27 protein-coding genes are annotated in these 25730 nt (G+C 64.1%); 2 read left to right on the top strand and 25 right to left on the bottom strand.

Annotation, left to right across the window (positions count from 1 at the left end):
- Nucleotides 1–14 precede the first annotated feature (14 nt).
- From ACSX1D_RS21400 to ACSX1D_RS21365, 8 genes are all read right to left on the bottom strand, one after another.
- A complete protein-coding gene (locus ACSX1D_RS21400) occupies nucleotides 15–1769 on the bottom strand; it encodes a sensor histidine kinase (protein ID WP_439860351.1) in 1755 nt (584 codons plus the stop codon).
- A 141-nt stretch (nucleotides 1770–1910) separates the two neighbouring features.
- The gene (gene cfaB / locus ACSX1D_RS21395; RefSeq protein WP_439860350.1) at nucleotides 1911–3095 is read right to left on the bottom strand and encodes a C17 cyclopropane fatty acid synthase CfaB; all 1185 of its coding nucleotides are present in this window, start codon (nucleotides 3093–3095) and stop codon (nucleotides 1911–1913) included.
- A gap of 82 nt (nucleotides 3096–3177) precedes the next feature.
- A complete protein-coding gene (locus ACSX1D_RS21390) occupies nucleotides 3178–3963 on the bottom strand; it encodes an HvfC/BufC family peptide modification chaperone (protein WP_439860349.1) in 786 nt (261 codons plus the stop codon).
- Nucleotides 3954–4799, bottom strand: coding sequence for an MNIO family bufferin maturase (gene bufB / locus ACSX1D_RS21385; protein WP_439860348.1), 846 nt, complete (start codon nucleotides 4797–4799; stop codon nucleotides 3954–3956). The genes ACSX1D_RS21390 and bufB overlap by 10 nt, the downstream gene beginning before the upstream one ends.
- A 57-nt stretch (nucleotides 4800–4856) precedes the next feature.
- Nucleotides 4857–5108: a BufA2 family periplasmic bufferin-type metallophore gene (gene bufA2 / locus ACSX1D_RS21380; RefSeq protein WP_439860347.1), complete on the bottom strand. Its 252-nt coding sequence runs from the start codon at nucleotides 5106–5108 to the stop codon at nucleotides 4857–4859.
- Nucleotides 5109–5214: 106 nt separating this feature from the next.
- Nucleotides 5215–6144 (bottom strand): HD-GYP domain-containing protein, encoded by a 930-nt coding sequence (locus ACSX1D_RS21375; protein WP_439860346.1) that lies wholly within the window; start codon nucleotides 6142–6144, stop codon nucleotides 5215–5217.
- A gap of 101 nt (nucleotides 6145–6245) precedes the next feature.
- Nucleotides 6246–6500: a BufA2 family periplasmic bufferin-type metallophore gene (gene bufA2 / locus ACSX1D_RS21370; RefSeq protein WP_439860345.1), complete on the bottom strand. Its 255-nt coding sequence runs from the start codon at nucleotides 6498–6500 to the stop codon at nucleotides 6246–6248.
- Between the two features lie 280 nt (nucleotides 6501–6780).
- On the bottom strand, nucleotides 6781–7272 hold the full coding sequence (locus ACSX1D_RS21365; protein ID WP_439860344.1) for a winged helix-turn-helix transcriptional regulator: 492 nt from the start codon (nucleotides 7270–7272) through the stop codon (nucleotides 6781–6783).
- Between the two features lie 144 nt (nucleotides 7273–7416).
- Here ACSX1D_RS21365 and ACSX1D_RS21360 point away from each other — a divergent pair, with 144 nt between their 5' ends.
- Entirely contained in the window at nucleotides 7417–7731 is a 315-nt protein-coding gene (locus tag ACSX1D_RS21360) for a hypothetical protein (RefSeq protein WP_439860343.1), read from the top strand.
- 1 nt (nucleotide 7732) lies between these two features.
- Nucleotides 7733–9034 carry a DUF1329 domain-containing protein gene (locus ACSX1D_RS21355; protein ID WP_439860342.1) on the top strand — a complete coding sequence of 434 codons (1302 nt, stop codon included), beginning with the start codon at nucleotides 7733–7735 and terminating at the stop codon, nucleotides 9032–9034.
- A gap of 221 nt (nucleotides 9035–9255) precedes the next feature.
- Here ACSX1D_RS21355 and glmS read toward each other — a convergent pair whose 3' ends face one another.
- The 17 genes from glmS to mnmG all read right to left on the bottom strand — a co-directional run bounded on the left by glmS (nucleotide 9256) and on the right by mnmG (nucleotide 25530).
- Nucleotides 9256–11106, bottom strand: a complete 1851-nt coding sequence (glmS, locus tag ACSX1D_RS21350; protein ID WP_439860341.1) for a glutamine--fructose-6-phosphate transaminase (isomerizing) — start codon at nucleotides 11104–11106, stop codon at nucleotides 9256–9258.
- Nucleotides 11107–11118: 12 nt separating this feature from the next.
- Complete coding sequence (locus ACSX1D_RS21345; RefSeq protein ID WP_439860340.1) at nucleotides 11119–11889, bottom strand: DeoR/GlpR family DNA-binding transcription regulator; 771 nt, start codon at nucleotides 11887–11889, stop codon at nucleotides 11119–11121.
- Nucleotides 11890–11987: 98 nt separating this feature from the next.
- Complete coding sequence (locus ACSX1D_RS21340; RefSeq protein ID WP_439860339.1) at nucleotides 11988–12503, bottom strand: M23 family metallopeptidase; 516 nt, start codon at nucleotides 12501–12503, stop codon at nucleotides 11988–11990.
- A gap of 18 nt (nucleotides 12504–12521) precedes the next feature.
- A complete protein-coding gene (gene glmU, locus ACSX1D_RS21335; RefSeq protein ID WP_439860338.1) occupies nucleotides 12522–13886 on the bottom strand; it encodes a bifunctional UDP-N-acetylglucosamine diphosphorylase/glucosamine-1-phosphate N-acetyltransferase GlmU in 1365 nt (454 codons plus the stop codon).
- Between the two features lie 85 nt (nucleotides 13887–13971).
- Complete coding sequence (locus ACSX1D_RS21330) at nucleotides 13972–14400, bottom strand: F0F1 ATP synthase subunit epsilon (RefSeq protein ID WP_208707667.1); 429 nt, start codon at nucleotides 14398–14400, stop codon at nucleotides 13972–13974.
- A gap of 78 nt (nucleotides 14401–14478) precedes the next feature.
- Nucleotides 14479–15855: a F0F1 ATP synthase subunit beta gene (gene atpD / locus ACSX1D_RS21325; RefSeq protein ID WP_208707666.1), complete on the bottom strand. Its 1377-nt coding sequence runs from the start codon at nucleotides 15853–15855 to the stop codon at nucleotides 14479–14481.
- A gap of 30 nt (nucleotides 15856–15885) precedes the next feature.
- Entirely contained in the window at nucleotides 15886–16746 is an 861-nt protein-coding gene (gene atpG / locus ACSX1D_RS21320) for a F0F1 ATP synthase subunit gamma (protein WP_208707665.1), read from the bottom strand.
- A 50-nt stretch (nucleotides 16747–16796) separates the two neighbouring features.
- A complete protein-coding gene (atpA, locus tag ACSX1D_RS21315; RefSeq protein ID WP_208707664.1) occupies nucleotides 16797–18341 on the bottom strand; it encodes a F0F1 ATP synthase subunit alpha in 1545 nt (514 codons plus the stop codon).
- Nucleotides 18342–18362: 21 nt separating this feature from the next.
- Nucleotides 18363–18899 carry a F0F1 ATP synthase subunit delta gene (locus ACSX1D_RS21310; protein WP_439860337.1) on the bottom strand — a complete coding sequence of 179 codons (537 nt, stop codon included), beginning with the start codon at nucleotides 18897–18899 and terminating at the stop codon, nucleotides 18363–18365.
- Between the two features lie 14 nt (nucleotides 18900–18913).
- Nucleotides 18914–19384 (bottom strand): F0F1 ATP synthase subunit B, encoded by a 471-nt coding sequence (locus ACSX1D_RS21305; RefSeq protein WP_439860336.1) that lies wholly within the window; start codon nucleotides 19382–19384, stop codon nucleotides 18914–18916.
- Between the two features lie 57 nt (nucleotides 19385–19441).
- The gene (gene atpE / locus ACSX1D_RS21300) at nucleotides 19442–19699 is read right to left on the bottom strand and encodes a F0F1 ATP synthase subunit C (protein ID WP_003097235.1); all 258 of its coding nucleotides are present in this window, start codon (nucleotides 19697–19699) and stop codon (nucleotides 19442–19444) included.
- A gap of 155 nt (nucleotides 19700–19854) precedes the next feature.
- Nucleotides 19855–20721, bottom strand: a complete 867-nt coding sequence (gene atpB / locus ACSX1D_RS21295; protein ID WP_439860335.1) for a F0F1 ATP synthase subunit A — start codon at nucleotides 20719–20721, stop codon at nucleotides 19855–19857.
- Between the two features lie 16 nt (nucleotides 20722–20737).
- On the bottom strand, nucleotides 20738–21145 hold the full coding sequence (locus ACSX1D_RS21290; protein WP_439860334.1) for a F0F1 ATP synthase subunit I: 408 nt from the start codon (nucleotides 21143–21145) through the stop codon (nucleotides 20738–20740).
- A gap of 161 nt (nucleotides 21146–21306) precedes the next feature.
- Nucleotides 21307–22179, bottom strand: a complete 873-nt coding sequence (locus tag ACSX1D_RS21285) for a ParB/RepB/Spo0J family partition protein (RefSeq protein WP_208707659.1) — start codon at nucleotides 22177–22179, stop codon at nucleotides 21307–21309.
- A gap of 10 nt (nucleotides 22180–22189) precedes the next feature.
- Nucleotides 22190–22978, bottom strand: coding sequence for a ParA family protein (locus ACSX1D_RS21280; RefSeq protein ID WP_208707658.1), 789 nt, complete (start codon nucleotides 22976–22978; stop codon nucleotides 22190–22192).
- A gap of 12 nt (nucleotides 22979–22990) precedes the next feature.
- Entirely contained in the window at nucleotides 22991–23638 is a 648-nt protein-coding gene (gene rsmG / locus ACSX1D_RS21275) for a 16S rRNA (guanine(527)-N(7))-methyltransferase RsmG (protein WP_439860333.1), read from the bottom strand.
- The gene (gene mnmG, locus ACSX1D_RS21270; RefSeq protein WP_439860332.1) at nucleotides 23638–25530 is read right to left on the bottom strand and encodes a tRNA uridine-5-carboxymethylaminomethyl(34) synthesis enzyme MnmG; all 1893 of its coding nucleotides are present in this window, start codon (nucleotides 25528–25530) and stop codon (nucleotides 23638–23640) included. The genes rsmG and mnmG overlap by 1 nt, the downstream gene beginning before the upstream one ends.
- Nucleotides 25531–25730: the final 200 nt, after the last annotated feature.

The raw sequence follows: 25730 nt of genomic DNA, 5'->3' as shown, positions 1-25730 counted from the left end.
CCGCAAAGGCCCGGCTAAGGCGCGGGGGCCAGCGGCAGGCGCAGGGTGAACAGCGCGCCCTCGGCGTGGTTCGCCGCCTCCAGGCTGCCGCCCAGTTCGCGGACGATGCCATAGGACACCGCCAGCCCCAGGCCCAGGCCCTGGCCCACCGGCTTGGTGGTGAAGAACGGCTCGAACACATGGCCCAGGTGCTCGCTGGCAATGCCACCGCCGCTGTCGGCGACCCGCAACAGGCAGTGCTCGCCATCACGCTGCAGCGCCAGGCTGAGCACCCGCTTGTCGACACCGGCCATGGCGTCCAGGGCGTTGTGCAGCAGGTTGAGCAGCACCTGCTCGAGGCGGATGGCGTCGCCCAGCACCTGCACGCTGGCGTCGATCTCGCGGCGCAGCTCCACGCCTTCGTTACGCAGACGCGGCGCCAGCAGCTGCAGGGCCTGCTCGAGCACCTCGCTCAGACGCAGGCGCTCGCTGAGGCCGGCCGGGCTCTTGCGGGCGAAGGTCTTCAGGTGGCCGGTGAGCCCGGCCATGCGCTGCAGCAGGCCGTCGATGCGCTGCAGGCCCTCGCGCACATCGGCCTGGCGGCCGCTGTCGAGCAACAGGCGCAGGCTGCCCAGCTGCATCTGCATGGCGGTCAGCGGCTGGTTAATCTCATGGGCCATGGCCGCCGACATCTGCCCCAGGGCGGCCATCTTCGCCGCGTGCACCAGACCTTCCTGGGCTTCGCGCAGCTCCGCGGTGCGCAGCGTCACCTCGCGCTCCAGGCGCTCGCGGATGCCCGCCTGCAGACGCTGGTTCTTGCGGCGCTGGGCGAGATAGAGCAGGAGGAAGGCCAGGGTCATCCACACCCCGGCGGCGGCCAGGCGATAGCTACGCACGCTGTCGACCAGGGTCTGCGGCTCGACCAGCAGGTGCAGGGTCCACTCATCCTCGGCCAGCGTCAGGCTCTGCCAGAGGTAGTCGCGAGGCCCCTCCGGCCCGCTCACCCGGCGCCACTCGGCGGCGGCGTCGATCGTCCGGCGCAGCTCGCTGGGCAAGGGCTGGAGCGCCTGCTCGGCGTACTTGCGCACCTCCACCAGCTCCGCTCGGTCCTGATCGCTCAAGGCCTGCAGGGCACGGAAGCGCCAGGCCGGACGATTGCTGAGGATCACCACCCCATAGCTGTCGGCGACCAGCAGCACCCCGGGCTGGGCGGCCCACTCGCGCTGCAGCTCCTCCAGCTCCAGCTTGACCACCAGCACCCCGAGCACTCCGCCATCGTCGTCGCGTACCACGTGGGAGAGGAAATAGCCGGGAATCCCGGTGGTCACGCCGACCGCGAAATAGCGCCCGGCCGACTGGCGCAGGGCATCCTGGAAATAGGGGCGAAAGGCGTAGTTGTTGCCGACGAAACTGGTCCAGTCGCGCCAGTTGCTCGCCGCCAGGGTGTCGCCGCGCTGGTCGAGCAGGTACAGCACGTTGGAGCCGGCGGCGGCGTTGAGCTGCTCCAGGCGCTGATTGAGACGCCCGCGCAACAGGCGGTCGCTCGGCGCGCGCAGCAGCGACTTGATGTCGCTGTCCAGGGCCAGCACCTCGGGCACCGAGCGGAAACGCTCGACCAGGGTGTGGATCGACTGGGCATACAGCTGCAGCTGGCCGCGGGCCTCGCCGCTGCGCTCCTCCCAGGCGCGCCGCTCGGCATAGCGCCCGGCCAGCCAGATGCTGGCGGACAGGCCGAGGAGGATCAGCGCAACGATCAGGACGACGCGATAACGCAGGAGGAAGGCGGGCATGCACGGCTCGGTTCGGGGCAATGCCGGCATGGTAAGGCAAAGCGCACGGCAGCGGTGCAGGGCCATGGGCCCGTACTGCACCCGTTGCTTTCGCCGCCAGCCAGACCTGGCCCCGGCGGCGACCGGCAACAACCCGACCTGTCAGCGATACAGGTCGGCGCGGGTCCAGGGCAAATCGTGACTGCCATCGGCGTGCGGCTTGACCGCGAGGATCTGGTGCAGGTTCATCCAGCCGTGGGCGAAGCCATAGGCGCAACCGGCCAGGTACAGGCGCCAGATACGCAGCGCCTGTTCCGGCACCAGCCGCGCCGCCTGGTCCAACTGCGCCTCCAGGCGTGCGCTCCAGTGATCCAGGGTGCGCGCATAGTGCAGGCGCAGGCTCTCCACATCGACCACCTCCAGGCCCGCCTCGCTGATCCGCGCGGTCATGGTGGCCAGGTGCGGCAGTTCGCCCTCGGGGAACACGTAGCGGTCGATGAACTCGCCGCCACCGCGGGCCACCGGCCGGCCGTCGGTGTAGCGGGACGTGATGCCGTGGTTCATCACCAGGCCGCCACTCTTCACCGCGCCGAACAGGCGCTGGCAATAGAGCGCCAGGTTGGCGTGGCCGACGTGTTCGAACATGCCGACGCTGACCACCTTGTCGAAACGGCCGTCCTGGGGCAGGTCGCGGTAGTCCAGCAGTTCCAGTTGCACCTGCTTGCCCAGGCCCTCGGCCTCGACCCGCTGGCGGGCCAGCTCCAGCTGCGCCTTGCTGAGGGTGATGCCGTACACCTCGACGCCGAACTCGCGGGCGGCGAAGCGCGCCAGGCCGCCCCAGCCGCAGCCGACATCCAGCAGCCGCTCGCCCGGGCGCAGGCGCAGCTTGCGACACAGGTGGCGCAACTTGGCCTGTTGCGCCTGGTGGATGTCTTCGGTGCCGGTCTCGAAATAGGCGCAGGAGTAGACCAGTTCGCGGTCCAGCCAGAGCCCGTAGAAGTCGTTGGACAGGTCGTAGTGGTAGCTGATCGCTGCGGCATCGGTGTCCTTGTCGTGGGGCTGGAACTCCGGCTCGGCCGATGCCTCATCGCCGATCAGCGCCTGGCTGAGGGCATCGCCGACGGCGATTACCTCGCTGATCGGCCCTTCCAGGTCGATGCGCCCCTCGACGTAGGCGCCACCCAGGGCGTCCAGGCTCGGATGGGCCAGCTGCGTCACCAGGCTCGGGTCCTTGACCACCAGGGTGACCCGTGGCTCGGGGCCCAGATCGATCTGCTTGCCGTCCCACAGGCGCAGGCGCAAGGGCAGTTGCAGGTCACGCAGGGTTGCCGGCAGATAGGCGAGCATGGACACCTTCCTCCTCTCCAGATCACTGGAAAGAGTAGTTCAGAAGACTGCCCAGTCAGGCCATCGGTTCCCCAAAAGCTGGCTATCGGCCATGCCGCCGCAGCAGCCCGTCCTGCAGCCACTGACGCAGCCAGCTGGCGGCCTGCAGGGGCGCGTTGTCGCCGAACTCGCCGAGCTGCTCGCAGAGTTCGGCGAAGCTCCAGCCCTCGATCGCCATGCCCTGCAGGGCGGCCTCCTCGGCCGGGCCGAGGCTGCGGTAGTGGCTGATCAGGCCGTGCCGCCAGATCAGGCAGACCTGGGCCTGGGGCAACTCCAGGCTGCCGGGGAAATCGGCCTGCTCCTTGTGCGCGCGCCAGATCGCCAGGCTGTTGAAGCGACAGACCCGCCATTGCACGCTGGGCAGCAGGCGCACCTGCAGGGCGGGCCAGTCCTCGGGCGCCAGCCCGGCCATCTGCTCCAGGGTCAGGGGCTCGCCTGCCGGCGCATCGAAGGCCAGGGTGAAGGCCCACTCCAGGCGCGCCAGTTCGCCGAGCGGCGCGGCCTGCTCCGGCACCAGGTGGCCGTCGATAAACTCGCCCAGGCGCTCGCCCAGCCAGCGCAGGCTGAAGTGCCGGGAGGGATGACGGTCTATGTAGGCCTGGGCCAGGGCGTCGAATTCCTCGTCGCCGAGCCAGCCGTGCAGGGCGCCGTAGTCCCCGCGCAGGGCTTCGAGCAGGCGGGCCCGATAGGCGTTGTGATAGATCGCCAGGCCTTGCTCGGCGTCCAACGCCGGACTGCCACGCAGGCTGGCGCGCAAGGCCGGGCCGGGCCTGGGATCGGCGCCGAGCAGGTAGCCCTCGATTTCCCGCTGCCAGTCGTTCAGTCGCATAACGGCGCAGCCTCCAGGGCCTCGGCGGCGACGACGCGGGCCTTGCCCAGTTCGTCGAGCAACTCCGCCAGCGGTGGGTAGTGATCGTCGCGCTCGAGCAGGGTCGCGACCGGCCCGAGATGGCGCAGGGCGCGCTGGTACAACTGCCAGACCGGGTCGGCCACCGGCTGGTCATGGGTGTCGATCAGGTAGCTGCCATAGTCGCTGTGCCCGGCCAGGTGCAGCTGGCGAATGCGCTGCGGCGGCAGGCCGCTGATGAAGTCCCAGGGCTCGAAACCATGGTTACGCGCGCTGACGTAGACGTTGTTGACGTCGAGCAGCAGTTCGCAGCCGCTCAGCTCGCTCAGCGCGGCGAGGAACTGCCATTCGCTGAACTGGTCGTCGGCGCTGCGCAGGTAGCTGGAGACGTTCTCCAGCACCAGCGGCCGTTCGATCACGTCCTGCACCTGGCGCACCCGCGCGGCGACGTGCTGCAGGCTCTCCTCGGTAAAGGGCAGCGGCAGCAGGTCATGCAGCTGGTGGGCGCTGCCACGGCTCCAGCACAGGTGATCGGAGATCCAGGCGGGATTGACCCGCTGCGCCAGCTGCTTGAGGCGTTGCAGGTAGTCACGATCCAGCGGGTGGGGGCCGCCGATCGACAGCGATACGCCGTGCATGACCAGCGGGTAGTGCTCGCCGATGGCGTCCAGGTAATAGAGCGGCTTGCCACCCTCGACCAGGAAATTCTCGGTGACGATCTCGAACCAGTCGACCGGCGGACGCTGCTCGACGATCTGCTGGTAATAGGGGGGGCGCAGACCCAGGCCGAAGCCCAGGCAAGCTGCATCAGTGGACATGCCGAACTCCTTTGCTGGCAGGATCCGGGCGACCCGGCCGGGGCCGCCCTATCCCATTCACTCGCCGACTGTACCACCGGCCTGGGTGCACTCGGCCAGGGTCATGCTCTTGAAACCCTGTCCCTTGCACGAACCTTGGCCCTTGCACGCGTTGTTGGCGGTCTTGCAGTCGTTCTGGCCCTTGCAGGCGTTGACACCGTAGCAGTTGACCATGGCCTCCTCGGCCATGACCAGGGTCGGCAGACTGGCGAACAGGCCGGCGGCGGCGAGCGCCAGGGCGGCGCCGGCGGCGGTGGTCTTGATGGACATGCTGGTGATCCTCCGGTGGTGGGATAGCTCGGCCCGGTACGACGGGATCCGGGCCGACATTTTTTAGAGTCGGCGCGCTCGGCACCGTTACAAACCGGCGACGGAATTATCGAGACGGCGCGCCGGAGTCCAGGCTCAGCACCTGCCGGGCTGTAGCCTGCACCAGCTCGCCGATCAATTGCTCGTCGGCCACCGGCGCGAGCTCGGCCGGGCCGCCCTGGGCACCGGTCGGCTTGGCCTGCAGGCGCTCATCGGCGCCGACCTCGAGGCGATACTCGCCGCCGCAGGAACGGCAATACAGGTGTTCGCCGGCCTGCTGCCCGCGGCGCTGGACCAGGGTCGGTCCGCACATGATGCAGGTCTGCAGGGGAATGCCCAGGTCGCTGTGCCCGACTATGTGATCGAGCGCACCGGCGCGGCCCAACTGGACGAAACGGGCGCCCAGTTCGGCGTCGAACTGCCGGCCAAGGTTCGCCTCGATGATGCCCAGGGCCTGTTCCACCGGCATGCCGACCCGATAGGGGCGGCTGCTGGTCATGGCGTCGAAGGCGTCGCCAATGCCGACGATGCGCGCCATCGGCGGAATCTCGTTGCCCTTGAGGCCGAGCGGGTAGCCACGGCCATCCGGGGTTTCGTGGTGCAGGCGTACCGCGTCGCTGACCAGCCCGGCCAAGGGGTGGCCGTGCAGCATGCGGAAGCCGACCTCCGGGTGGGTCTTGATCACCGCGTACTCCTCCTCGCTGAGTCGCGCGCGCTTGTTCAAGATCGCATCGGGAATCCCGATCTTACCGAGGTCATGAAGAAAGCCGCCGAGGCTGACCCGCGCGGTCTCGGCCTCGGCCAGGCCGGCCTGACGCGCCAGCAGCTCGGCAAACCGCGACACCCGCCACAAGTGCCCGCCGGTATAGGGGTCGCGGGCCTCCACCACCCAGGCCATCGCCAGCAGGCTGGCCAGCACTTGCGCCCGGGCCTCGCCATCTGGCACCGGGTTGCCAGGCTGCCCCATGGCCCGCCCCAGGAAACTCAGCAATCCCATTACAGGCTCTCCGCGCAGAACGTTCAGACAGCCTAGTTGCTCATCGGCCTTGCGGCTGTGGTGCGGAGCAAAAGGGCCGGCCGCCCGGCCGGCCCCATCACTCACTCGCCTACGCGGCCCTTGGCAAGGTTGCACTCGGCCAGGGTCATGGTCTTGAAGCCCTGGCCCTTGCACGAACCCTGGCCCTTGCAGGCGTTGCTGGCGGTCTTGCAGTCGTTCTGGCCCTTGCAGGCATTGACGCCGTAGCAATGAATCTGTGCCTCTTCGGCCACGGCGACGGTGCTGGTCAGACCGGCGAACAAAGTAGCGGCGGCGAAAGCCAGGGCGGCGCCGGTGGCGGTGGTCTTGGTATTCATGAAGTGATCCTCGAGTGGACTGGTTTGGCCGGTGGATCAGGCTACTGGCCACCGGTAGAGGACTAGAGTTCGCTCACGCTGCGGCGTTACAAGGTGCGCTCGGGCAAACCAGTCCTCGTGCGCTCACTCCCGGCGATTCAGCGAAGCGAAACGCCGCCGGGGTCGCGCCATGAGCCGCCTCCAAACCAGAGCGGCCGGGCGCCTTGCGTCCTTGGTGGGATCAGTCGCCGCTCGCGTCGAGTCGGCGTGTACTCGCGGCAATCGCCCTGAGAGGTTTTTATCAAAGTGCGTGTTTCTGGTGTATTTGCCGCACTCTTTCCCGCGTTTCTGCATCCGCGCCCGGGCCGGCGCAGATGCCGATGTCGCTCACGCCCACTTCTTCGCCGTCCTGGTCATAGAACTTGACTGGAGACAGCGGTGACCTGGTCCTCTTGTTGACGAGCACCACTGGCGGCCCCTCGGCGTGTGGATACCAGCGGTCCCCCCACTGCAGCATGCTGACGATTATCGCGTTGATTTCCCGTCCTTTATCGGTGAGGGAATAGTCGACGCTGCCGCCCCGGTTGTCTTTGCGTAGAACCTCATGCTCGAGCAGCAGCTTGAGGCGCTTGGATAGGATGCTCTTGGACATGCCCAGGTTGCGCTGGAAGTCATCGAACTTGCAGGTGCCCCATAGCGCCTCCCTGACGATCAGCACATTCCACCAGTCGCCCAGCACATCCAGCGACCTTGCCAGCGAACAATTCCGCCCCTCAAAGCTCACTCGCTCCATGGAAAATCACCTAACTACCTAAAAAATATAAGGAATTTTACAAGGCACAAAAATGCCTTGACCGGTTCTATTACAGAACCTAGGATCTTTATGGTTTCATGATGAAACCAAGCGCACCGCAAGTCAAATTTTGGAGCGATCGACATGAGCAGAATCTGGCCTTTCGGCCTCGTGGCCGTCATCACGGCGTCCCTCGTGGGTTACGCCTCAGCAAATCAAGAGCAAGTCGAACACCTCTGCCTTACCAATGAAATTGATAAGGAACTGATCAGCAGCAGCATGGCCATTACCGCCGGCGAGTGTCACCTGCATGCGGCGAACAGCGATAAGCAGCTTGCCTTGCAGCACGCGCAATTTGCCTACAGCTGGTTTTCCTATGCCCAACAGATATCCGCTGGGATTAGCCCGAGCTATCTGAAACTGGCCACGGCGAAGATTGATGAACTGCAGGTGAAATAAGATGAAAAATACAATCTTGCTTGCTTTGCTGTTGCTCGGCACTGGGGCTGCTCATGGGCAGGAACTGACCGCGCTGGGCGCTGAAGTAGCGGCTAACGCCGACGGCTCGATCCCCGCCTGGAACGGTGGACTCAAAGTAGCCGGCGCCGAACTGTCCGATCCGTTTGCCAACGAGTCCTCGCTGCTGCGCATTACCCCGGAAAACTACCAGGCGCATAAGGGTCATCTGACCGATGGCCAGATCGCCATGCTGCAGCGCTACCCGGACAGCTACTTTATCGATGTCTATCCGACCCACCGTACGGCTGCGCTACCTGAGTCCGTGCTGGAGGCCGCCAGGTACAACGCGCGCCACGCAAAGTTGAGCGCCGACAGCAACGGGGTGGAGGGCTACAGGGGCTACTACCCCTTCCCCGAGCCGAAGAGTGGTGTCGAGGCCATCTGGAACCACTTCATGCGCTACCGGGGGGGCAGCCTGGTCCGCGATCAGTTGCAGGTCATCACCCAGGCCAATGGCAGATTCAGCGAAGTCAGGATCAAGGAGGAAGCCGCCTGGCCGGAAAAACTCGATGGCTATGACGAGGTCGATGACAAGAACGTCCTGTTCTTCGCCCGCCAGGCCGTACTCGCCCCGTCGCGCCTGGCCGGCAGCATCCTGCTGGTTCATGAAACCGTCAATCAGGTGGAACAGCCGCGCCTGGCCTGGATGTACAACGCCGGTCAGCGCCGGGTGCGGCGCGCACCGCAGGTTGCCTACGACGGCCCCGGCACTGCGGCGGACGGTCTGCGCACTTCGGATAACGCCGACATGTATATCGGCTCGCCGGATCGCTACGACTGGACGCTGGAAGGCAAAGAGGAAATCTACATTCCCTACAACAACTTCCGCCTGACCGACCAATCGCTTACGGTCGCCGATGTCGCCGGCAAGGGTCATGTCAACCAGAACCTGACCCGCTACGAGAAGCACCGGGTGTGGAAGGTAGTCGGCAAACTCAAGCCCGGCATGCGCCACATCTACAGCAAGCGCGTGTTCTACCTCGATGAGGACACCTGGCAGATCGCCCTGGCCGAGCAATACGACAACCGCGGCGAGCTGTGGCGATTCTCCGAGGGGTTCCACGTGCAGTTCCATTACGCCGACGTGCCCTGGTATGCCGGGGAGGCGATTTACGACCTGAACAGCGCGCGCTACCTGATCTACGGACTGCTGGTAGATGCCCAGCATCCCATCCAGTTTGGTGTCAGAACGTCCAAGAGCGAGTTCCAACCTGCGGCCCTGCGCCGTATGGGAGTCAAATAAGCCGGCTTCGACCGCTGATGACGGCGCAACTCATCGGAATGACGTCTGAAACGACCGATGAGTTGCCCATCACCTGGGTTCGACAACCTTCCTGAGCAAACCGAGCGCATCCCGGTGGAATGAAACCGCGGAAGACTGTGCTCGGCCAGTGCTAACGATAACTCTCCTACTCCAGCCGGCTGGCCGTCCTCGACGTTCGACAGCCCCTCAGTCGACTCGCCCTACTCCACCGTCACGCTTTTCGCCAGGTTGCGCGGCTGGTCGACGTCGGTGCCCTTGAGCACGGCGACGTGGTACGACAGCAGCTGCAGCGGAATGGTGTAGAGGATCGGCGCCAGCACCTCGTGGATGTGCGGCATGTTCACCACATGGGTGCCCTCGCCATTGCTCATGCCCGCCTGTTCATCGGCGAAGACGATCAGCTCGCCGCCGCGCGCACGCACTTCCTGCAGGTTGGACTTGAGCTTCTCCAGCAGTTCGTCATTCGGCGCCACCGTGACCACCGGCATGTCACTGTCGACCAGCGCCAACGGGCCGTGCTTGAGTTCGCCGGCCGGGTAGGCTTCGGCGTGGATGTAGCTGATCTCCTTGAGCTTGAGCGCCCCCTCCATGGCCACCGGGTACTGCGCGCCGCGGCCGAGGAACAGCGTGTGGTGCTTCTCGGCGAAGTGTTCGGAAACCTTCTCCACCACCGTGTCCATGGCCAGGGCTTCGCCGAGCCGGGTCGGCAGGCGACGCAGCTCTTCGACCAGCTCGGCCTCCAGCTGCGGATCGAGGGTGCCACGCACCCGGCCCAGGGCCAGGGTCAGCAGCAGCAGGGCCACCAGCTGGGTGGTGAAGGCCTTGGTCGAGGCCACGCCGATCTCCGGTCCGGCCTGGGTCAGCAGGGTCAGGTCGGACTCGCGCACCAGGGAACTGATGCCGACGTTGCAGATCGCCAGGCTGGCCAGGTAGCCACCCTGCTCCGGGCTCAGGCCCTTGGCGTTGCGCAGCGCGGCCAGGGTATCGGCCGTCTCGCCGGACTGGGAGATGCTGACGAACAGCGTGTCGGGCTGCACCACCACCTTGCGGTAGCGGAACTCGCTGGCCACCTCGATCTGGCAGGGCACGCCGGCCAGCGCCTCGAGCCAGTAACGGGCGACCATGCCGGCGTGGTAGCTGGTGCCGCAGGCGACGATCTGCACATTGCGCACCTTGGCGAACAGCTCGGCGGCCTGGGGACCGAAGGCCTGGGTCAGCACATGATCGGCGGCCAGGCGGCCTTCCAGGGTGCGCTGCACCACCTTGGGCTGCTCGTGGATTTCCTTGAGCATGAAGTGGCGGTATTCGCCCTTGTCGGCCGCCTCGGCGCCCTCGTGGTACTGCACGCTCTCGCGCTGCACCGGCTGGCCATCGACCGTCCAGATCTGCACCGAATCGCGGCGGATCTCGGCGATGTCGCCCTCTTCCAGGTACATGAAGCGGTCGGTCACCTGGCGCAGCGCAAGCTGGTCGGAGGCCAGGAAATTCTCGCCCAGGCCCAGGCCGATCACCAGGGGGCTGCCACTGCGGGCGGCGAGCAGGCGGTCCGGCTGCTTGGCACTGATGACCGCCAGGCCGTAGGCGCCGTGCAGGTCCTTGACCGCGTCCTTGAGCGCCGCGGTGAGGTCCGGCTGGCTCTTCAGCTTGTGGTCGAGCAGGTGGACGATGACCTCGGTGTCGGTGTCCGAGCTGAACACATAGCCCAGGCCCTTGAGCTGGGCACGCAGCTCCTCGTGATTCTCGATGATACCGTTGTGCACCACCGCCAGCTCGCTGCCGGAGAAGTGCGGGTGGGCATTCTTCTCGCTCGGCGCCCCATGAGTGGCCCAGCGGGTGTGGGCGATGCCCAGGCGACCGGCCAGGGGCTCGGCGGCCAGCGCCTGCTCCAGCTCGCTGACCTTGCCCACCCGGCGGCGGCGCTCGAGCTGGCCCTGATCGTTGAGCAACGCCACGCCGGCGCTGTCATAGCCACGGTATTCCAGGCGCTTGAGGCCCTCGACCAGCACGGCGGTGATGTTGCGTTCGGCGACGGCGCCTACGATGCCACACATAGTGTTCTCTCCTTAGCCTTCCACGGCTGCGCAGATCAGCTTGATCCCGCGCGCCAATAGTTGTTCACGGGCCTCGGCAGCGAGGCGCTCGTCGGTGATCAGGGTATGGACGCTGCTCCAGGGCAGCTCCAGGTTGGGAATCTTGCGGCCGATCTTGTCGCTCTCGACCATGACGATGACCTCGCGGGCGACCTCGGCCATGACCCGCGAAAGCCCCAGCAGTTCGTTGAAGGTAGTGGTGCCCCGTACCAGGTCGATGCCGTCGGCGCCGATGAACAGCTGGTCGAAATCATAGGAGCGCAGCACCTGCTCGGCGACCTGTCCCTGAAAGGACTCGGAATGGGGGTCCCAGGTTCCCCCGGTCATCAGCAGCACCGGCTCATGCTCGAGATCGCGCAGGGCGTTGGCCACGTTCAGCGAGTTGGTCATCACCACCAGACCGGGCTTGTGTCCCAGCTCGGGAATCATCGCCGCGGTGGTGGTGCCACTGTCGATGATGATCCGCGCGTGCTCGCGAATACGCGCCACGCCGGCGCGGGCGATGGCCTGCTTGTAGCGGGAGACCGGCTGACCGCCCTCGCCTATGAGCTCCTGGGGCATCGGCACCGCACCGCCATAGCGGCGCAGCAGCAGGCCGTTCTTCTCCAGGGCGGCGAGATCCTTGCGGATGGTCACCTCCGAGGTGGCGAAGGCTCTGGCCAGCTCGTCGACACTGACCTCGCCCTGCTCGGCGAGCAGGGCGAGGATGGCGTGGCGACGCTGCGGGGTGTTGCGCTTCGACATGGATAAGTTTCGATTCGAAAGTTAATGGCGCGAATCAAAACCTAACGAAGCTTTTGCGTCAAGCTCGAGATGGGCAAATGGCGGAATCCCGGGCCGGGTCATCGTTCGACGCGCGACAGGACCTGGTTGGGGTCGAGGTAGAACATCTTCTTCCAACCCTGGGTCGTATCGTCCATTCGCCATGGCAACGGCAGCAGGCTGACCACTGAATAGTGCAGATGCGCAGGCTTACCCCGCGCATTGCCGCTGTCGCCGACCCTGCCCAGGTAAGTGCCACCAAGCAGCGGCTGCCCAGGATAGACGTCATAGGCTTGCAGATGCGCATAGTAGTGAATGTGCCACTTCGGCCCGAGGGCGAGGATCACCTTGCCGCCGCGCTCGAGCTCACCACGGTACAGCACCACCCCATAGCTGGCAGAACGTACCGCGGTGCCGGGCTTGGCGAAGATATCGATGCCCTTGTGCACACCGGAGCGGCCCCAGGGTTCGTACCAGAAGGTCTGCGCGTTCCAGTCCCGGGGGCCGGCACCCTCCACCGGAATTCGGGGCCATTCCGGCAGACCAGCCCACAGCAGCGCAGCCGCCACCCCTACCCATGCTTTGCGTAACGGCATCCTTGCCTCCTCCGGCACTCAGCCCTTGCGCTTGGTCGGTCGCTTCCAGCCGTCGATATTGCGTTGCTTGGCCCGGCCCACCGCGAGGCTGTCGGCCGGCACGTCGCCGGTGATCACCGAACCGGCGCCGGTGGTGGCACGATCGCCGAGGGAAACCGGGGCCACCAGGGCGCTGTTGGAACCGATGAACACGTCCTCGCCCATCAGGGTGCGGAACTTGTTGGCGCCGTCGTAGTTGCAGGTGATGGTGCCGGCGCCGATGTTGCTGCGCGCGCCGATCTCCGCATCGCCCAGATAGCTCAGGTGACCGGCCTTGGCGCCCTCACCCAGCACGGCGTTCTTCAGCTCGACGAAGTTGCCGACATGGGCCCTGGCGCCGAGGATGGCGCCTGGACGCAGGCGGGCGAAGGGTCCGCAGTCGGCACCCTCGCCAAGCTCGGCGCCGTCCAGGTGGCTGTTGGCCTTGACGATCGAGCCCCTGCGCAGAACGCTGTCCTTGATCACGCAGTTCGGCCCAATCTCAACACCGTCTTCGATCGCCACCCGGCCTTCGAGAATCACGTTGATGTCGACTAGCACGTCGCGACCGACCGTGACCTCGCCGCGCAGGTCGAAACGCGCCGGGTCGCGCAGGGTCACGCCCTGGGCCATCAGCTGGCGCGCGGCGCGCCGCTGGTAGTGACGCTCCAGCTCGGCCAGCTGGATGCGGTCGTTGGCGCCCTGCACCTCCATCGCGTCCAACGGCTGCTCGGTGGCCACCGGCAGACCGTCGGCGACCGCCATGGCGATCACGTCGGTCAGGTAGTACTCGCCCTGGGCATTGCTGTTGGACAACCGCCCCAGCCATTCGCCCAGGCGCGCACCGGGGACCGCGACAATGCCGGTGTTGCCTTCGCAGATCTGCCGCTGCTCGGGCGTGGCGTCCTTGTGCTCGACGATCGCCTGCACCGCGCCGCTGGCGTCGCGAACGATGCGGCCGTAGCCGGTGGGGTCGTTGAGGTCGACGGTGAGCAGGGCCAACTGATCGTCGCCGACCTTCTGCAGCAGACGCTCCAGGGTGGCCTGCTCGATCAGCGGTACGTCGCCGTAGAGGATCAGCACCCGCTCGGCGGACAACGCCGGCAGCGCCTGGGCCACCGCATGGCCGGTGCCGAGTTGTTCGCGCTGCAGGACGAAGTTCAGGTCGTCCGCCGCCAGGCGCTCACGCACGGTCTCGGCGCCATGGCCGATCACCACATGGATGCCCTGCGGCGACAGCGCCCGCGCGGTGTCGATGACGTGGCCGAGCATGGACTTGCCGGCGACCGGATGCAGGACTTTCGGCAAGGCGGAACGCATGCGGGTGCCTTGGCCAGCGGCGAGGATGACGATATCGAGAGACATGGGCGGGGCTGATCCAGGAATGACGGAAAAGAAAAAGGGTAGCCAAGGCTACCCTTTTACTGACTTGCGATGAAGCCTGGCGGAATCAGCTGCCGCCGAACTTCTTGCGCAGCTGCTGGACGGTGCGCAGCTGAGCTGCGGCCTCGGCCAGACGTGCTGCGGCGGAGCCGTAGTCGAACTCGGCACCCTGTTCGTGCAAAGCCTTCTCGGCCGCCTTGACGGCTTCCAGGGCAGAGGCTTCGTCCAGGTCGGCGGCGCGCTGCACGGTGTCGGCGAGAACCTTGACCATGTTCGGCTGCACTTCCAGGAAGCCGCCGGAGATGTAATACACCTCCTCTTCGCCACCCTGCTTTACCACACGGATCGGGCCCGGCTTGAGGTCGGTGATCAGCGGCGCGTGGCCCGGAGCGATACCAAGATCACCCAGGTTGCCGTGCGCGATCACCATCTCCACCAGACCGGAGAAGATTTCCGCTTCTGCGCTGACGATATCGCAATGGACTGTCATAGCCATACGCTTGCCTCACATTACAGGCTGTGGATAACACTTTATCCACAGCCTGATGCGCCCGTTGCCAGGCGCATGGGGTGATTACAGTTTCTTCGCTTTCTCGATGGCTTCTTCGATGCCGCCGACCATGTAGAACGCCTGCTCCGGCAGGTGGTCGTAGTCGCCTTTCAGGATACCGCTGAAACCAGCGATGGTGTCCTTCAGGGAGACGTACTTGCCTGGCGAGCCGGTGAAGACCTCGGCCACGAAGAACGGCTGGGACAGGAAGCGCTGGATCTTACGGGCGCGGGATACCAGTTGCTTATCCGCTTCGGACAGTTCGTCCATGCCGAGGATCGCGATGATGTCCTTCAGTTCCTTGTAACGCTGCAGCACGTACTGCACGCCGCGAGCGGTGTCGTAGTGCTCCTGGCCGATCACCAGCGGGTCGAGCTGACGGCTGGTGGAGTCCAGCGGATCGACGGCCGGGTAGATACCCAGCGAGGCGATGTCACGGGACAGTACCACGGTGGCGTCCAGGTGGGCGAAGGTGGTCGCCGGGCTCGGGTCGGTCAGGTCGTCCGCCGGTACGTATACCGCCTGGATCGAGGTGATCGAGCCCTTCTTGGTGGAGGTGATGCGCTCCTGCAGGACGCCCATTTCCTCGGCCAGGGTCGGCTGGTAACCCACCGCCGACGGCATACGGCCGAGCAGTGCGGATACTTCGGTACCGGCCAGGGTGTAACGGTAGATGTTGTCGACGAACAACAGTACGTCACGGCCTTCGTCACGGAACTTCTCGGCCATGGTCAGGCCGGTCAGTGCCACGCGCAGACGGTTGCCTGGCGGCTCGTTCATCTGACCGTAGACCAGGGCTACCTTGTCGAGAACGTTGGAATCCTTCATCTCGTGGTAGAAGTCGTTACCCTCACGAGTACGCTCACCCACACCAGCGAACACGGAATAACCGCTGTGCTCGATGGCGATGTTACGGATCAGTTCCATCATGTTTACGGTCTTGCCGACACCGGCACCACCGAACAGACCGACCTTACCACCCTTGGCGAACGGGCAAACCAGGTCGATAACCTTGATGCCGGTTTCCAGCAGCTCGTTGGAGCCTGCCTGCTCGGCATAGGACGGCGCAGGACGGTGGATTTCCCACTGCTCTTCTTCGCCGATCGGACCGGCTTCGTCGATCGGGTTGCCCAGCACGTCCATGATCCGGCCCAGGGTCGCTTTACCGACCGGTACGGAGATGGCCTTGCCAGTGCTGCCGACGTCCAGGCCACGCTTGAGGCCTTCGGTCGAACCCATCGCAATGGTACGTACCACGCCGTCGCCCAGCTGCTGCTGAACTTCCAGGGTGGTTTCAGCGCCGACTACTTTCAACGCTTCATAAACACTCGGCACCTGATCACGCGGGAATTCCACGTCGATAACGGCGCCGATGATTTGAACGATACGTCCGCTACTCATCTTTGGTTCCTCTGAATATTTGAACCGTTCTTAAACCGCGGCAGCGCCGCCGACGATTTCCGAAATCTCTTGGGTGATCGCTGCCTGACGCGCCTTGTTGTAGATCAGCTGCAAATCGCTGATCAGGTCACCGGCGTTGTCGGTGGCGTTCTTCATCGCGATCATCCGCGCAGCCTGCTCGGCCGCGTTGTTCTCGACCACCGCCTGGTACACCTGCGACTCCACGTAACGCACCATCAAGCCGTCCAGCAGCTCCTTGGCGTCGGGTTCGTACAGGTAGTCCCAGTGGTGCTTGAGTTCTTCATCCGGAGTCGCCACCAGCGGAATCAACTGCTCCACTGTCGGCTGTTGCGTCATGGTATTGATGAACTTGTTCGAGACCACGGACAAACGGTCGATGCGACCCTCGAGGTACGCATCGAGCATCACCTTGACGCTGCCGATCAGATCATTGATCGACGGTTCTTCGCCCAGGTGGCTGATCGCAGCGACTACGTTGCCACCAAAGTTGCGGAAGAAAGCCGCACCCTTGCTGCCAATCACGCAGAGATCGATCTCCACGCCGCGCTCGCGATTGCTCGCCATGTCCTTGACCAGAGCCTTGAACAGGTTGGTATTCAGGCCACCGCACAGACCCCGGTCCGAACTCACCACCACATAACCGACGCGCTTGATTTCGCGGTCGATCATGAACGGGTGCCGGTACTCCGGGTTGGCGTTGGCCAGATGACCGATGACCTGGCGGATACGCTCCGCATAGGGACGGCTCGACGCCATGCGCTGTTGAGCCCTGCGCATTTTGCTGACCGCCACCTTTTCCATGGCGCTGGTGATCTTCTGCGTGCTTTTGATGCTCGCAATCTTGCTGCGAATCTCTTTTGCGCCTGCCATTTGACACCTATCGGGTTAGCAGGCGGGGGCCCCGAGGCCCCCGCTGCGGCTTACCAGGTTTGGGTGGCCTTGAACTTCTCGATACCGGCTTTGAGCTGGGCATCGATGTCGTCGTTGAAGTCACCCTTCTCGTTGATCTTCGCCAGCAGAGCGGCGTGATCCCGGTTGAAGTAAGCGATCAGGGCCTGCTCGAAAGCGCCGACTTTGGCGACTTCGATGTCCCGCAGGAAACCACGGTCGGCGGCATACAGCGACAGCGACATGTCAGCGATGGACATCGGCGCGTACTGCTTCTGCTTCATCAGCTCGGTGACGCGCTGACCATGCTCGAGCTGCTTGCGGGTGGCTTCGTCCAGGTCAGAAGCGAACTGGGCGAAGGCCGCCAGTTCACGGTACTGAGCCAGGGCGGTACGGATACCACCGGAGAGCTTCTTGATGATCTTGGTCTGGGCTGCACCACCGACGCGGGATACCGAGATACCGGCGTTGACGGCCGGACGGATACCCGAGTTGAACATGGCCGATTCCAGGAAGATCTGACCGTCGGTGATCGAGATCACGTTGGTCGGAACGAACGCGGAAACGTCGCCAGCCTGGGTTTCGATGATCGGCAGGGCGGTCAGGGAACCGGTCTTGCCTTTCACTTCGCCGTTGGTGAACTTCTCGACATACTCTTCGGAAACGCGCGAGGCGCGCTCCAGCAGACGGCTGTGGAGATAGAACACGTCACCCGGGTAGGCTTCACGGCCTGGCGGACGACGCAGCAGCAGGGAGATCTGGCGGTAGGCCACGGCCTGCTTGGACAGATCGTCATACACGATCAGCGCGTCTTCGCCGCGGTCGCGGAAGTACTCGCCCATGGTGCAACCGGCGTACGGTGCGATGAACTGCAGTGCAGCGGATTCGGAAGCGGAGGCGGCCACGACGATGGTGTTGGCCAGGGCGCCGTTCTCTTCCAGCTTGCGTACCACGTTGGCGATGGTCGACTGCTTCTGACCGATGGCCACATAGACGCAGCGGATGCCGCTGTCTTTCTGGTTGATGATGGCGTCGACGGCCAGGGCGGTCTTACCGATCTGACGGTCACCGATGATCAGCTCACGCTGGCCACGGCCTACCGGGATCATGGCGTCAACCGACTTGTAACCGGTCTGTACCGGCTGGTCGACCGACTTACGCCAGATCACGCCCGGTGCAACCTTTTCAACCGCGTCGGTGGCGACGTTGTTGAGCGGGCCTTTGCCGTCGATCGGGTTGCCCAGGGCATCGACCACACGGCCCAGCAGTTCCGGACCAACCGGAACTTCCAGGATGCGACCGGTGCACTTGGCGCTCATGCCTTCGGCCAGGCTGGTGTAAGCACCCAACACAACGGCACCGACGGAGTCCTGCTCCAGGTTCAGTGCCATGCCGAAGACGCCGCCCGGGAACTCGATCATTTCGCCGTACATCACATCGGCGAGACCGTGAATGCGCACGATGCCGTCGGAAACGCTGACGACGGTGCCTTCGTTGCGGGCTTGGGAAGAGACGTCGAGTTTCTCGATACGTCCCTTGATGATTTCACTAATTTCGGAAGGATTGAGTTGCTGCATAGCTCTGCTGCCCCTTCAAACTCAAGATTTCAATGCTTCGGCCAGCTTCGCGATCTTGCCGCGAACTGAGCCATCGATAACCAGGTCGCCGGCGCGAATGACGACACCACCGATCAGGGCGGCGTCCTCCGCGGCGTGCAGACGCACTTCTCGGCCGAGCCGTGCACTGAGAACCTTGGCGAGTTTGTCTTGCTGTTCATCGCTCAATGCGAAGGCACTGGTGACATCCACGTCAACCGTCTTCTCCTGCTCGGCCTTGTAAAGCTCGAACAGCTCGACGATCTCCGGCAACAGGGCCAGGCGATCGTTTTCGGCTAGGACGTGGATGAAATTGCGTACCTGGGCGTCGAACTTGTCACCACACACCTCGATAAAGGTGGTGGCCTTTTCTGTACTCGTCAGACGCGGGGCCTTGAGCACGCGCTGCAGGGTGTCGTCTTGCGACACTGCAGACGCCAGGCCGAGCATGGCTGACCAATTGGCCAGCTGCAGGTGGGCCTGGGCGTACTCGAAGGCAGCCTTAGCGTAAGGTCGGGCCAGCGTGGTCAGTTCTGCCATGATCGCGCCCTCGCTTAAATTTCGGCTGCCAGTTTGTTAACCAGCTCCGCATGCGCGTTTTGGTCGATGGATACGCTCAGGATCTTCTCGGCGCCGCTGACCGCCAGGCTGCCCACTTGGGCGCGCAAGGCGTCTTTGACACTGTTCAGTTCCTGTTCGATCTCGGCCTGAGCCTGAGCCTTCACGCGGTCAGCTTCGACACGGGCCTGTTCACGGGCTTCGTCGACGATCTGGGTACCGCGTTTCTTGGCCTGCTCGATGATCTCGGCTGCCTGGGTTTTGGCTTCGCGCAGTTGTTGGGCCACTTTTTCATGGGCCAACTCCAGGTCACGAGCCGCACGGTTGGCAGCGTCCAGTCCATCTGCAATCTTCTTCTGACGCTCCTGCAAAGCCGTAATGACCGGAGGCCACACGTACTTCATGCAGAACAGCACGAAGATGAAGAAGGCAACGGACTGGCCAATCAGGGTTGCATTAATGTTCACGCCAACACCTCGCTCGTTCGTTGTCCGTCAAACCAAATCACTCGAGAGATCGAGTGATTAGCCTGCAATTTGACCAACGAAGGGGTTCGCGAAGGTGAAGAACAGTGCGATACCAACACCGATCATGGTCACGGCGTCGAGCAGACCGGCGACGATGAACATTTTCACTTGCAGCATCGGAACCATTTCCGGCTGACGCGCAGCGCCTTCCAGGAACTTGCCGCCCAGCAGGCCGAAGCCAATGGCGGTACCCAGGGCACCCAGGCCAATCAGCAGAGCAACAGCGATCGCGGTCAGACCAACTACAGTTTCCATTTTTCCTCCCGACTTTTATGTCGTATTGGTTAAGGTTTCTAAGGTAGAGCGGTAAAGCTAAATCGTTTGCAGCATGCCCTCGCGGGCTTCCACCGACATCACCGGCCCTGCAGCCGCCTCCCATTCGGGAGCTGGCTGCGGGGGCCTAAGCGCTATTAGTGGTTGTCTTCGTGCGCCATCGACAGATAGACGATGGTCAGCATCATGAAGATGAACGCCTGCAGGGTGATGATCAGGATGTGGAACACAGCCCAGGCCCAGTGCAGGACGATACCGAAGGCACCCAGCAGCCAGCCGGCGCTGAACACCACGGCGATCAGGATGAAGATCAATTCGCCGGCGTAGAGGTTGCCGAACAGACGCAAGGCCAAGGAAATCGGCTTGGCGATCAGGGTCACGAACTCGAGCAAGAAGTTGACCGGCACCAGCAGAGCCTGGACCAGCACGTTCTTGCTGCCGAACGGGTGCAGAGTCAGTTCGCCGAGGAAGCCGCCGATACCCTTGACCTTGATGCTGTAAAAGATGATCAAGGCGAACACCGAGAACGCCAGGCCCAGGGTGGCATTCGGGTCGGTGGTCGGCACCACGCGGAAGAACAGGTGGCTGTCACCCGAGATCTTGGCGGCGGCCATCGGCAGCCAGTCGACCGGGATCAAGTCCATGAAGTTCATCAGGAAGACCCAGACGAAGATGGTCAGAGCCAGAGGGGCAATCAGCGGGTTACGCCCGTGGAAGGTTTCCTTGACGCTGTTGTCGACGAACTCCACCAGCACTTCGACGAAGTTCTGCAGGCCGCCGGGTTGACCGCTGGTCGCCCGCTTGGCCGCCATACGGAACAACAGGACAAACAGCAGGCCCAAGACGACGGACCAGCCGAGGGTATCCACGTGGAAGGCCCAGAAACCCATTTCTTTGGCTTCCTGTGCGGTGTGGGCAAAGCTCCAGCCGTTCACCGGGTGCTGACCGAAGGTCAGGTTTTGCAGGTGGTGCTGGATATAGCCCGAAGCGGTTTGTTCTGCCATGTTTGCCTCAAACGCCCTAAGGTCTAAAAAGTCTTGTTTTCAACAGCAGGGGCGCGAACCAGTTGACCACCTGGGTCAGGAGGAACACGCCGAATACCGCCAGCGCTTCCAATGGCTTCACGCCTGCGAACGTCAGCGCAAACAGCACTGCCGTCAGAATCAATTTGCCCGCCTCACCGGCATAAAACGACCGGACGATGGCTTGAGCCGCCCGAGCCCCGGCAAACCGGAACGCCTTGTGGGCAAAATACAGGTTCGGCAGCCAGGCAATCAGGCCACCTAACAGCCCAGAGTAACCGGCCACCGGGCCACGCCATTGCCACAACACGGCAGCGGCGAGCGATGCGACGACCAGTTGCGCCACCAGCACCGGGATTACCGGTAGACGATGGAAGGGCAGGCGATTCGGCGTGCGAGCATCCATCGTGTTCTGTTCCTGGAAGCGGACCTCTGGCGTCAGCGCCAAAACAATCAATGACTTGGCATACTTTGTGCCGACGAAATGCGCGCAGAGTATAGGGGTGGTTCCCCCCCCATTCAACCTTCGGCAGTGATTTCCGACTACTCGTTACACCTGCAAATGTTTCAGCGAATGTGGGCCAGCACACCTTGCAACTCGTCGAGCGAGTTGTAGCGGATAACCAGTTGTCCCTTGCCCTTCTGCCCATGCTTGATCTGCACCGGCGAGCCCAGGCGTTCAGCCAGACGCTGTTCGAGGCGGCTGATGTCCGGATCGGGCTTGACCTTCTCGACAGTTTTTTCCTGGGTGTTCAGCCACTGCCTGACCAGTGCCTCGGTCTGGCGCACGGTGAGTCCGCGTGCGACAACATGTCGCGCCCCGGCGACCTGCTGCTCGGCGGGCAGGCCCAGCAACGCACGGGCGTGGCCCATCTCCAGATCGCCGTGGGCGAGCAGGGTCTTGATCTCTTCCGGCAGGGCAATCAGGCGCAGCAGGTTGGTGATGGTCACGCGCGACTTGCCGACGGCCTCGGCCACTTGCTGCTGGGTCAGTTGGAACTCCTGCTGCAGGCGCTGCAGGGCCACGGCTTCCTCGATCGGGTTGAGGTCTTCGCGCTGAATGTTCTCGATCAGCGCCATGGCGATGGCGGCCTCGTCCGGCAGCTCGCGGACCATCGCCGGAATCCGCTCCAGCCCGGCCTGGTGGCAGGCGCGCCAGCGGCGTTCGCCGGCGACAATCTCGTAGCGTCCGCCATCGATCGGCCGCACCACGATCGGCTGCATCACACCCTGGGCCTTGATCGACTGGGCCAGTTCCTCCAGGGCAGTGGGGTCCATGTCGCGACGCGGCTGGTACTTGCCGCGCTGGATCAGGTCCAACGGCAGGTGCTGCAGCTCCTGGCTGTCGGCCCGGACGGCTTCCTCCTGCAAGGCGTTGACGCTGGTCCCCCCCAGCAGGGCGTCCAGGCCTCGTCCTAGCCCTCGTTTCTTGGCGGCCATGCGGAATTCCTTATGCGGTTGCGGTGTGGGCGCTGGCGCGCTGACGGCGAACCAGTTCGCCGGCCAAGGCCAGGTAGGCGATGGCTCCACGGGATTGCTTGTCGTATACCAGCGCCGGCATGCCGAAGCTCGGCGCTTCGGCCAGGCGCACATTGCGCGGGATCACGGTCTGGTACAGCTGGTCGGCGAAGTGATCCTTGAGCTGCGCCGAAACGTCGTTGGTCAGGCTGATGCGCGGGTCGTACATGGTGCGCAGCAGGCCTTCGATCTTCAGGCTCGGATTGAGCATCTGGGCGATGCGCTGGATACTGTTGACCAGGTCGCTGAGCCCCTCTAGGGCGTAGTACTCGCACTGCATGGGGATGATCACCCCATCGGCGGCGACCAGGGCGTTGACCGTGAGCATGGACAGCGCCGGCGGGCAGTCGATGAGGATGTAGTCGTAGTTCTCGCGGATCGGCGCCAGGGCGTAGCGCAGGCGACTCTCCTTCATCTTCATTTCCAGCAGCGCAACCTCGGCGGCGGTCAGGTCGCGGTTGGCCGGCAGCAGCTGGTAGCCGCCGTGCTCGGAGAGCTGCATGGCCTCGGCCACATCGCATTCGCCGATCAGCACGTCGTAGATCGAGTGCTCCAGACCGTGCTTGTCCACGCCGCTGCCCATGGTGGCGTTGCCCTGGGGGTCGAGGTCGATCAGCAGCACGCGGCGCTTGGTCGCCACCAGCGAGGCGGCCAGATTGATGCAGGTGGTGGTCTTGCCCACGCCGCCTTTCTGGTTAGCGATTGCGAATACTTTAGCCATCTGCCGTTCCCCCTAGACCGAGCGCCGCAGTATCAACAGATGGCGCTGACCTTGGCAACCGGGAACCTTGAGCACCTCGGTGGCGGCGAGACGGAAGTCCTGCGGCAATGCCTGCAACTCGTCGTCCGGGTGCACGCCCTTCATCGCCAGCCAGCGGGTCTGCTCGTCGCCGAGGTGGCGGGTCCAGTTGGCGAAATCTTCCAAAGCGCTGAAGGCCCGCGAACAGATACCGGCGAATGGCTGCTGCGGCCGGTAGGCCTCCACCCGGCTGTGGATAACTTCCAGGTTGGCTAGCTTGAGCTCGAGCTTCACCTGGGTGAGGAAGCGGGTCTTCTTGCCATTGGAGTCGAGCAGGGTGAAGCGGCGCTCAGGAAACAGGATGGCCAGGGGAATGCCCGGCATGCCGCCGCCACTGCCGACATCCAGCCAGCTGTCCCCGGCCTCGGCGACGAAGGGCACCACGCTGAGGCTGTCGAGCAGGTGACGCGAGACCATTTCATCGGGATCGCGCACGGCGGTGAGGTTGTAGGCCTTGTTCCACTTGATCAGCAGGGCCAGGTAGGCGAGCAGTTGCTCCTGCTGCGCCGCGGACAGTTCGACGCCTAGCTCGCGGGCGCCCTGGGCCAGTTCTTCGGCATGGCGATGGGTGACCACTTGCATCAGGCATTGTGCTCCAACTGGCGGCCGGCGTTGCGTTTCTTCAGGTGGATCAGCAGCAACGAGATCGCCGCCGGAGTCACCCCGGGGATCCGCGAAGCCTGACCGAGGGTCTGCGGCCGGGTCTCACCGAGCTTGTGCTGGATCTCCTTGGACAGGCCGGAAATGCTCGAGTAGTCGATGTCGGCCGGCAGTTGCACGTCTTCGCTGGCGCGCAGCCGGGCGATTTCTTCCTGCTGACGGTCGATATAGCCGGCGTACTTGGTCTTGATCTCCACCTGCTCGGCGACCTGCGGATCTTCGGCGCCGCCGCCGGTCAGCTCGACCAGACCGGCGTAATCGATTTCCGGGCGGCTGAGCAGGTTGAGCAGGTTGTATTCGTGGCTCAGCGGGGTACCGAAGCGCGCGGCGATGGCCTCGCCCTGGGGGGTGCTCGGCCGCACCCAGGTGCTCTTCAGGCGCTGTTCTTCCCGGGCAATGCCTTCGCGCTTGGCGTCGAAGGCGGCCCAGCGCTCGTCGTCCACCAGGCCAAGCTCACGGCCCTTGGCGGTCAGGCGCAGGTCGGCGTTGTCCTCGCGCAGGATCAGCCGGTACTCGGCGCGCGAGGTGAACATGCGGTAGGGCTCCTGGGTGCCCAGGGTGATCAGGTCGTCGACCAGCACGCCGAGGTAGGCCTCGTCGCGTCGTGGACACCAGCTGTCCTTGCCCTGGGCCCGTAGCGCGGCGTTGGCGCCGGCCAGCAGGCCCTGGGCACCGGCTTCTTCGTAGCCGGTGGTGCCGTTGATCTGGCCGGCGAAGAACAGTCCGCCGATCACCTTGGTCTCCAGGCTGTACTTGAGGTCGCGGGGATCGAAATAGTCGTACTCGATGGCGTAGCCAGGACGGACGATATGGGCGTTCTCCATGCCGCGGATGGAGCGCACCACCTGCAGCTGCACGTCGAACGGCAGCGAGGTGGAGATACCGTTGGGGTACAGCTCGTGGGTGGTCAGGCCCTCGGGCTCGATGAACACCTGGTGGCTGTCCTTGTCGGCGAAGCGGTGGATCTTGTCTTCGATCGACGGGCAGTAGCGCGGCCCGATGCCTTCGATCATGCCGGAGTACATCGGCGAGCGATCGAGGTTGGCGGCGATGATCTCGTGGGTGCGCGCATTGGTATGGGTGATCCAGCAGCTGATCTGCCGCGGCTGCTGTTGCGCCTTGCCGAGGAAGGACATCAGCGGCGTCGGGGTATCGCCGGGCTGTTCGGTCATCACCGAGAAGTCCACGCTGCGGCCGTCGATGCGCGGCGGGGTGCCGGTCTTCAGACGACCGACCCGCAGCGGCAATTCGCGCAAGCGTCGGGCCAGGGCGATCGAGGGTGGATCGCCGGCGCGGCCGCCGGAATAGTTCTGCATGCCGATGTGGATAAGTCCGCCGAGGAAGGTTCCGGTAGTCAAAACCACCGAATCGGCGAGAAAACGCAGGCCCATCTGGGTAACTACGCCCTTGACCTCATCCTGCTCGACGATGAGGTCGTCCGCCGCCTGTTGAAATATCCACAGGTTGGCCTGGTTTTCCAGCGTTTCGCGAATGGCCGCCTTGTACAGCACGCGGTCGGCTTGGGCACGGGTAGCGCGCACCGCCGGGCCCTTGCGGCTGTTGAGCACGCGAAACTGGATGCCACCGCGGTCGGTGGCTTGGGCCATGGCCCCGCCGAGGGCGTCGATTTCCTTGACCAGGTGGCTCTTGCCGATGCCGCCGATGGCCGGGTTGCAGCTCATCTGCCCGAGGGTTTCCACGTTGTGGGTCAGCAGCAGGGTTTTCACGCCCATGCGCGCCGCGGCCAGCGCCGCCTCGGTACCGGCATGGCCGCCGCCGATGACTATCACCTGAAAACGGGAAGGGAAATCCACCACGCACCTCGTGCCTGTTGAGAATTTGGGGGGCTTTTGGGTCGAAAAGCTGGAAAGCCGGCAAGTATAGGCAGTTAGCCGGGCTGAAAGAAGCCTTTTGCACAAAAAATAGCCAACCCGGCGGGGGAGAGGAATCGGGTCGGTTAATAAAGAATATATGAATGAATTTTTATAAAGCTTTGTTTTTATGTTTATTACTT

Origin of the sequence: Pseudomonas sp. MBLB4136 (assembly GCF_051904765.1) — a bacterium.
Lineage (GTDB): Bacteria > Pseudomonadota > Gammaproteobacteria > Pseudomonadales > Pseudomonadaceae > Aquipseudomonas.
Note: the sequence above shows the minus strand (reverse complement) of the source record. Positions and strands in the feature narration are given on the sequence as shown.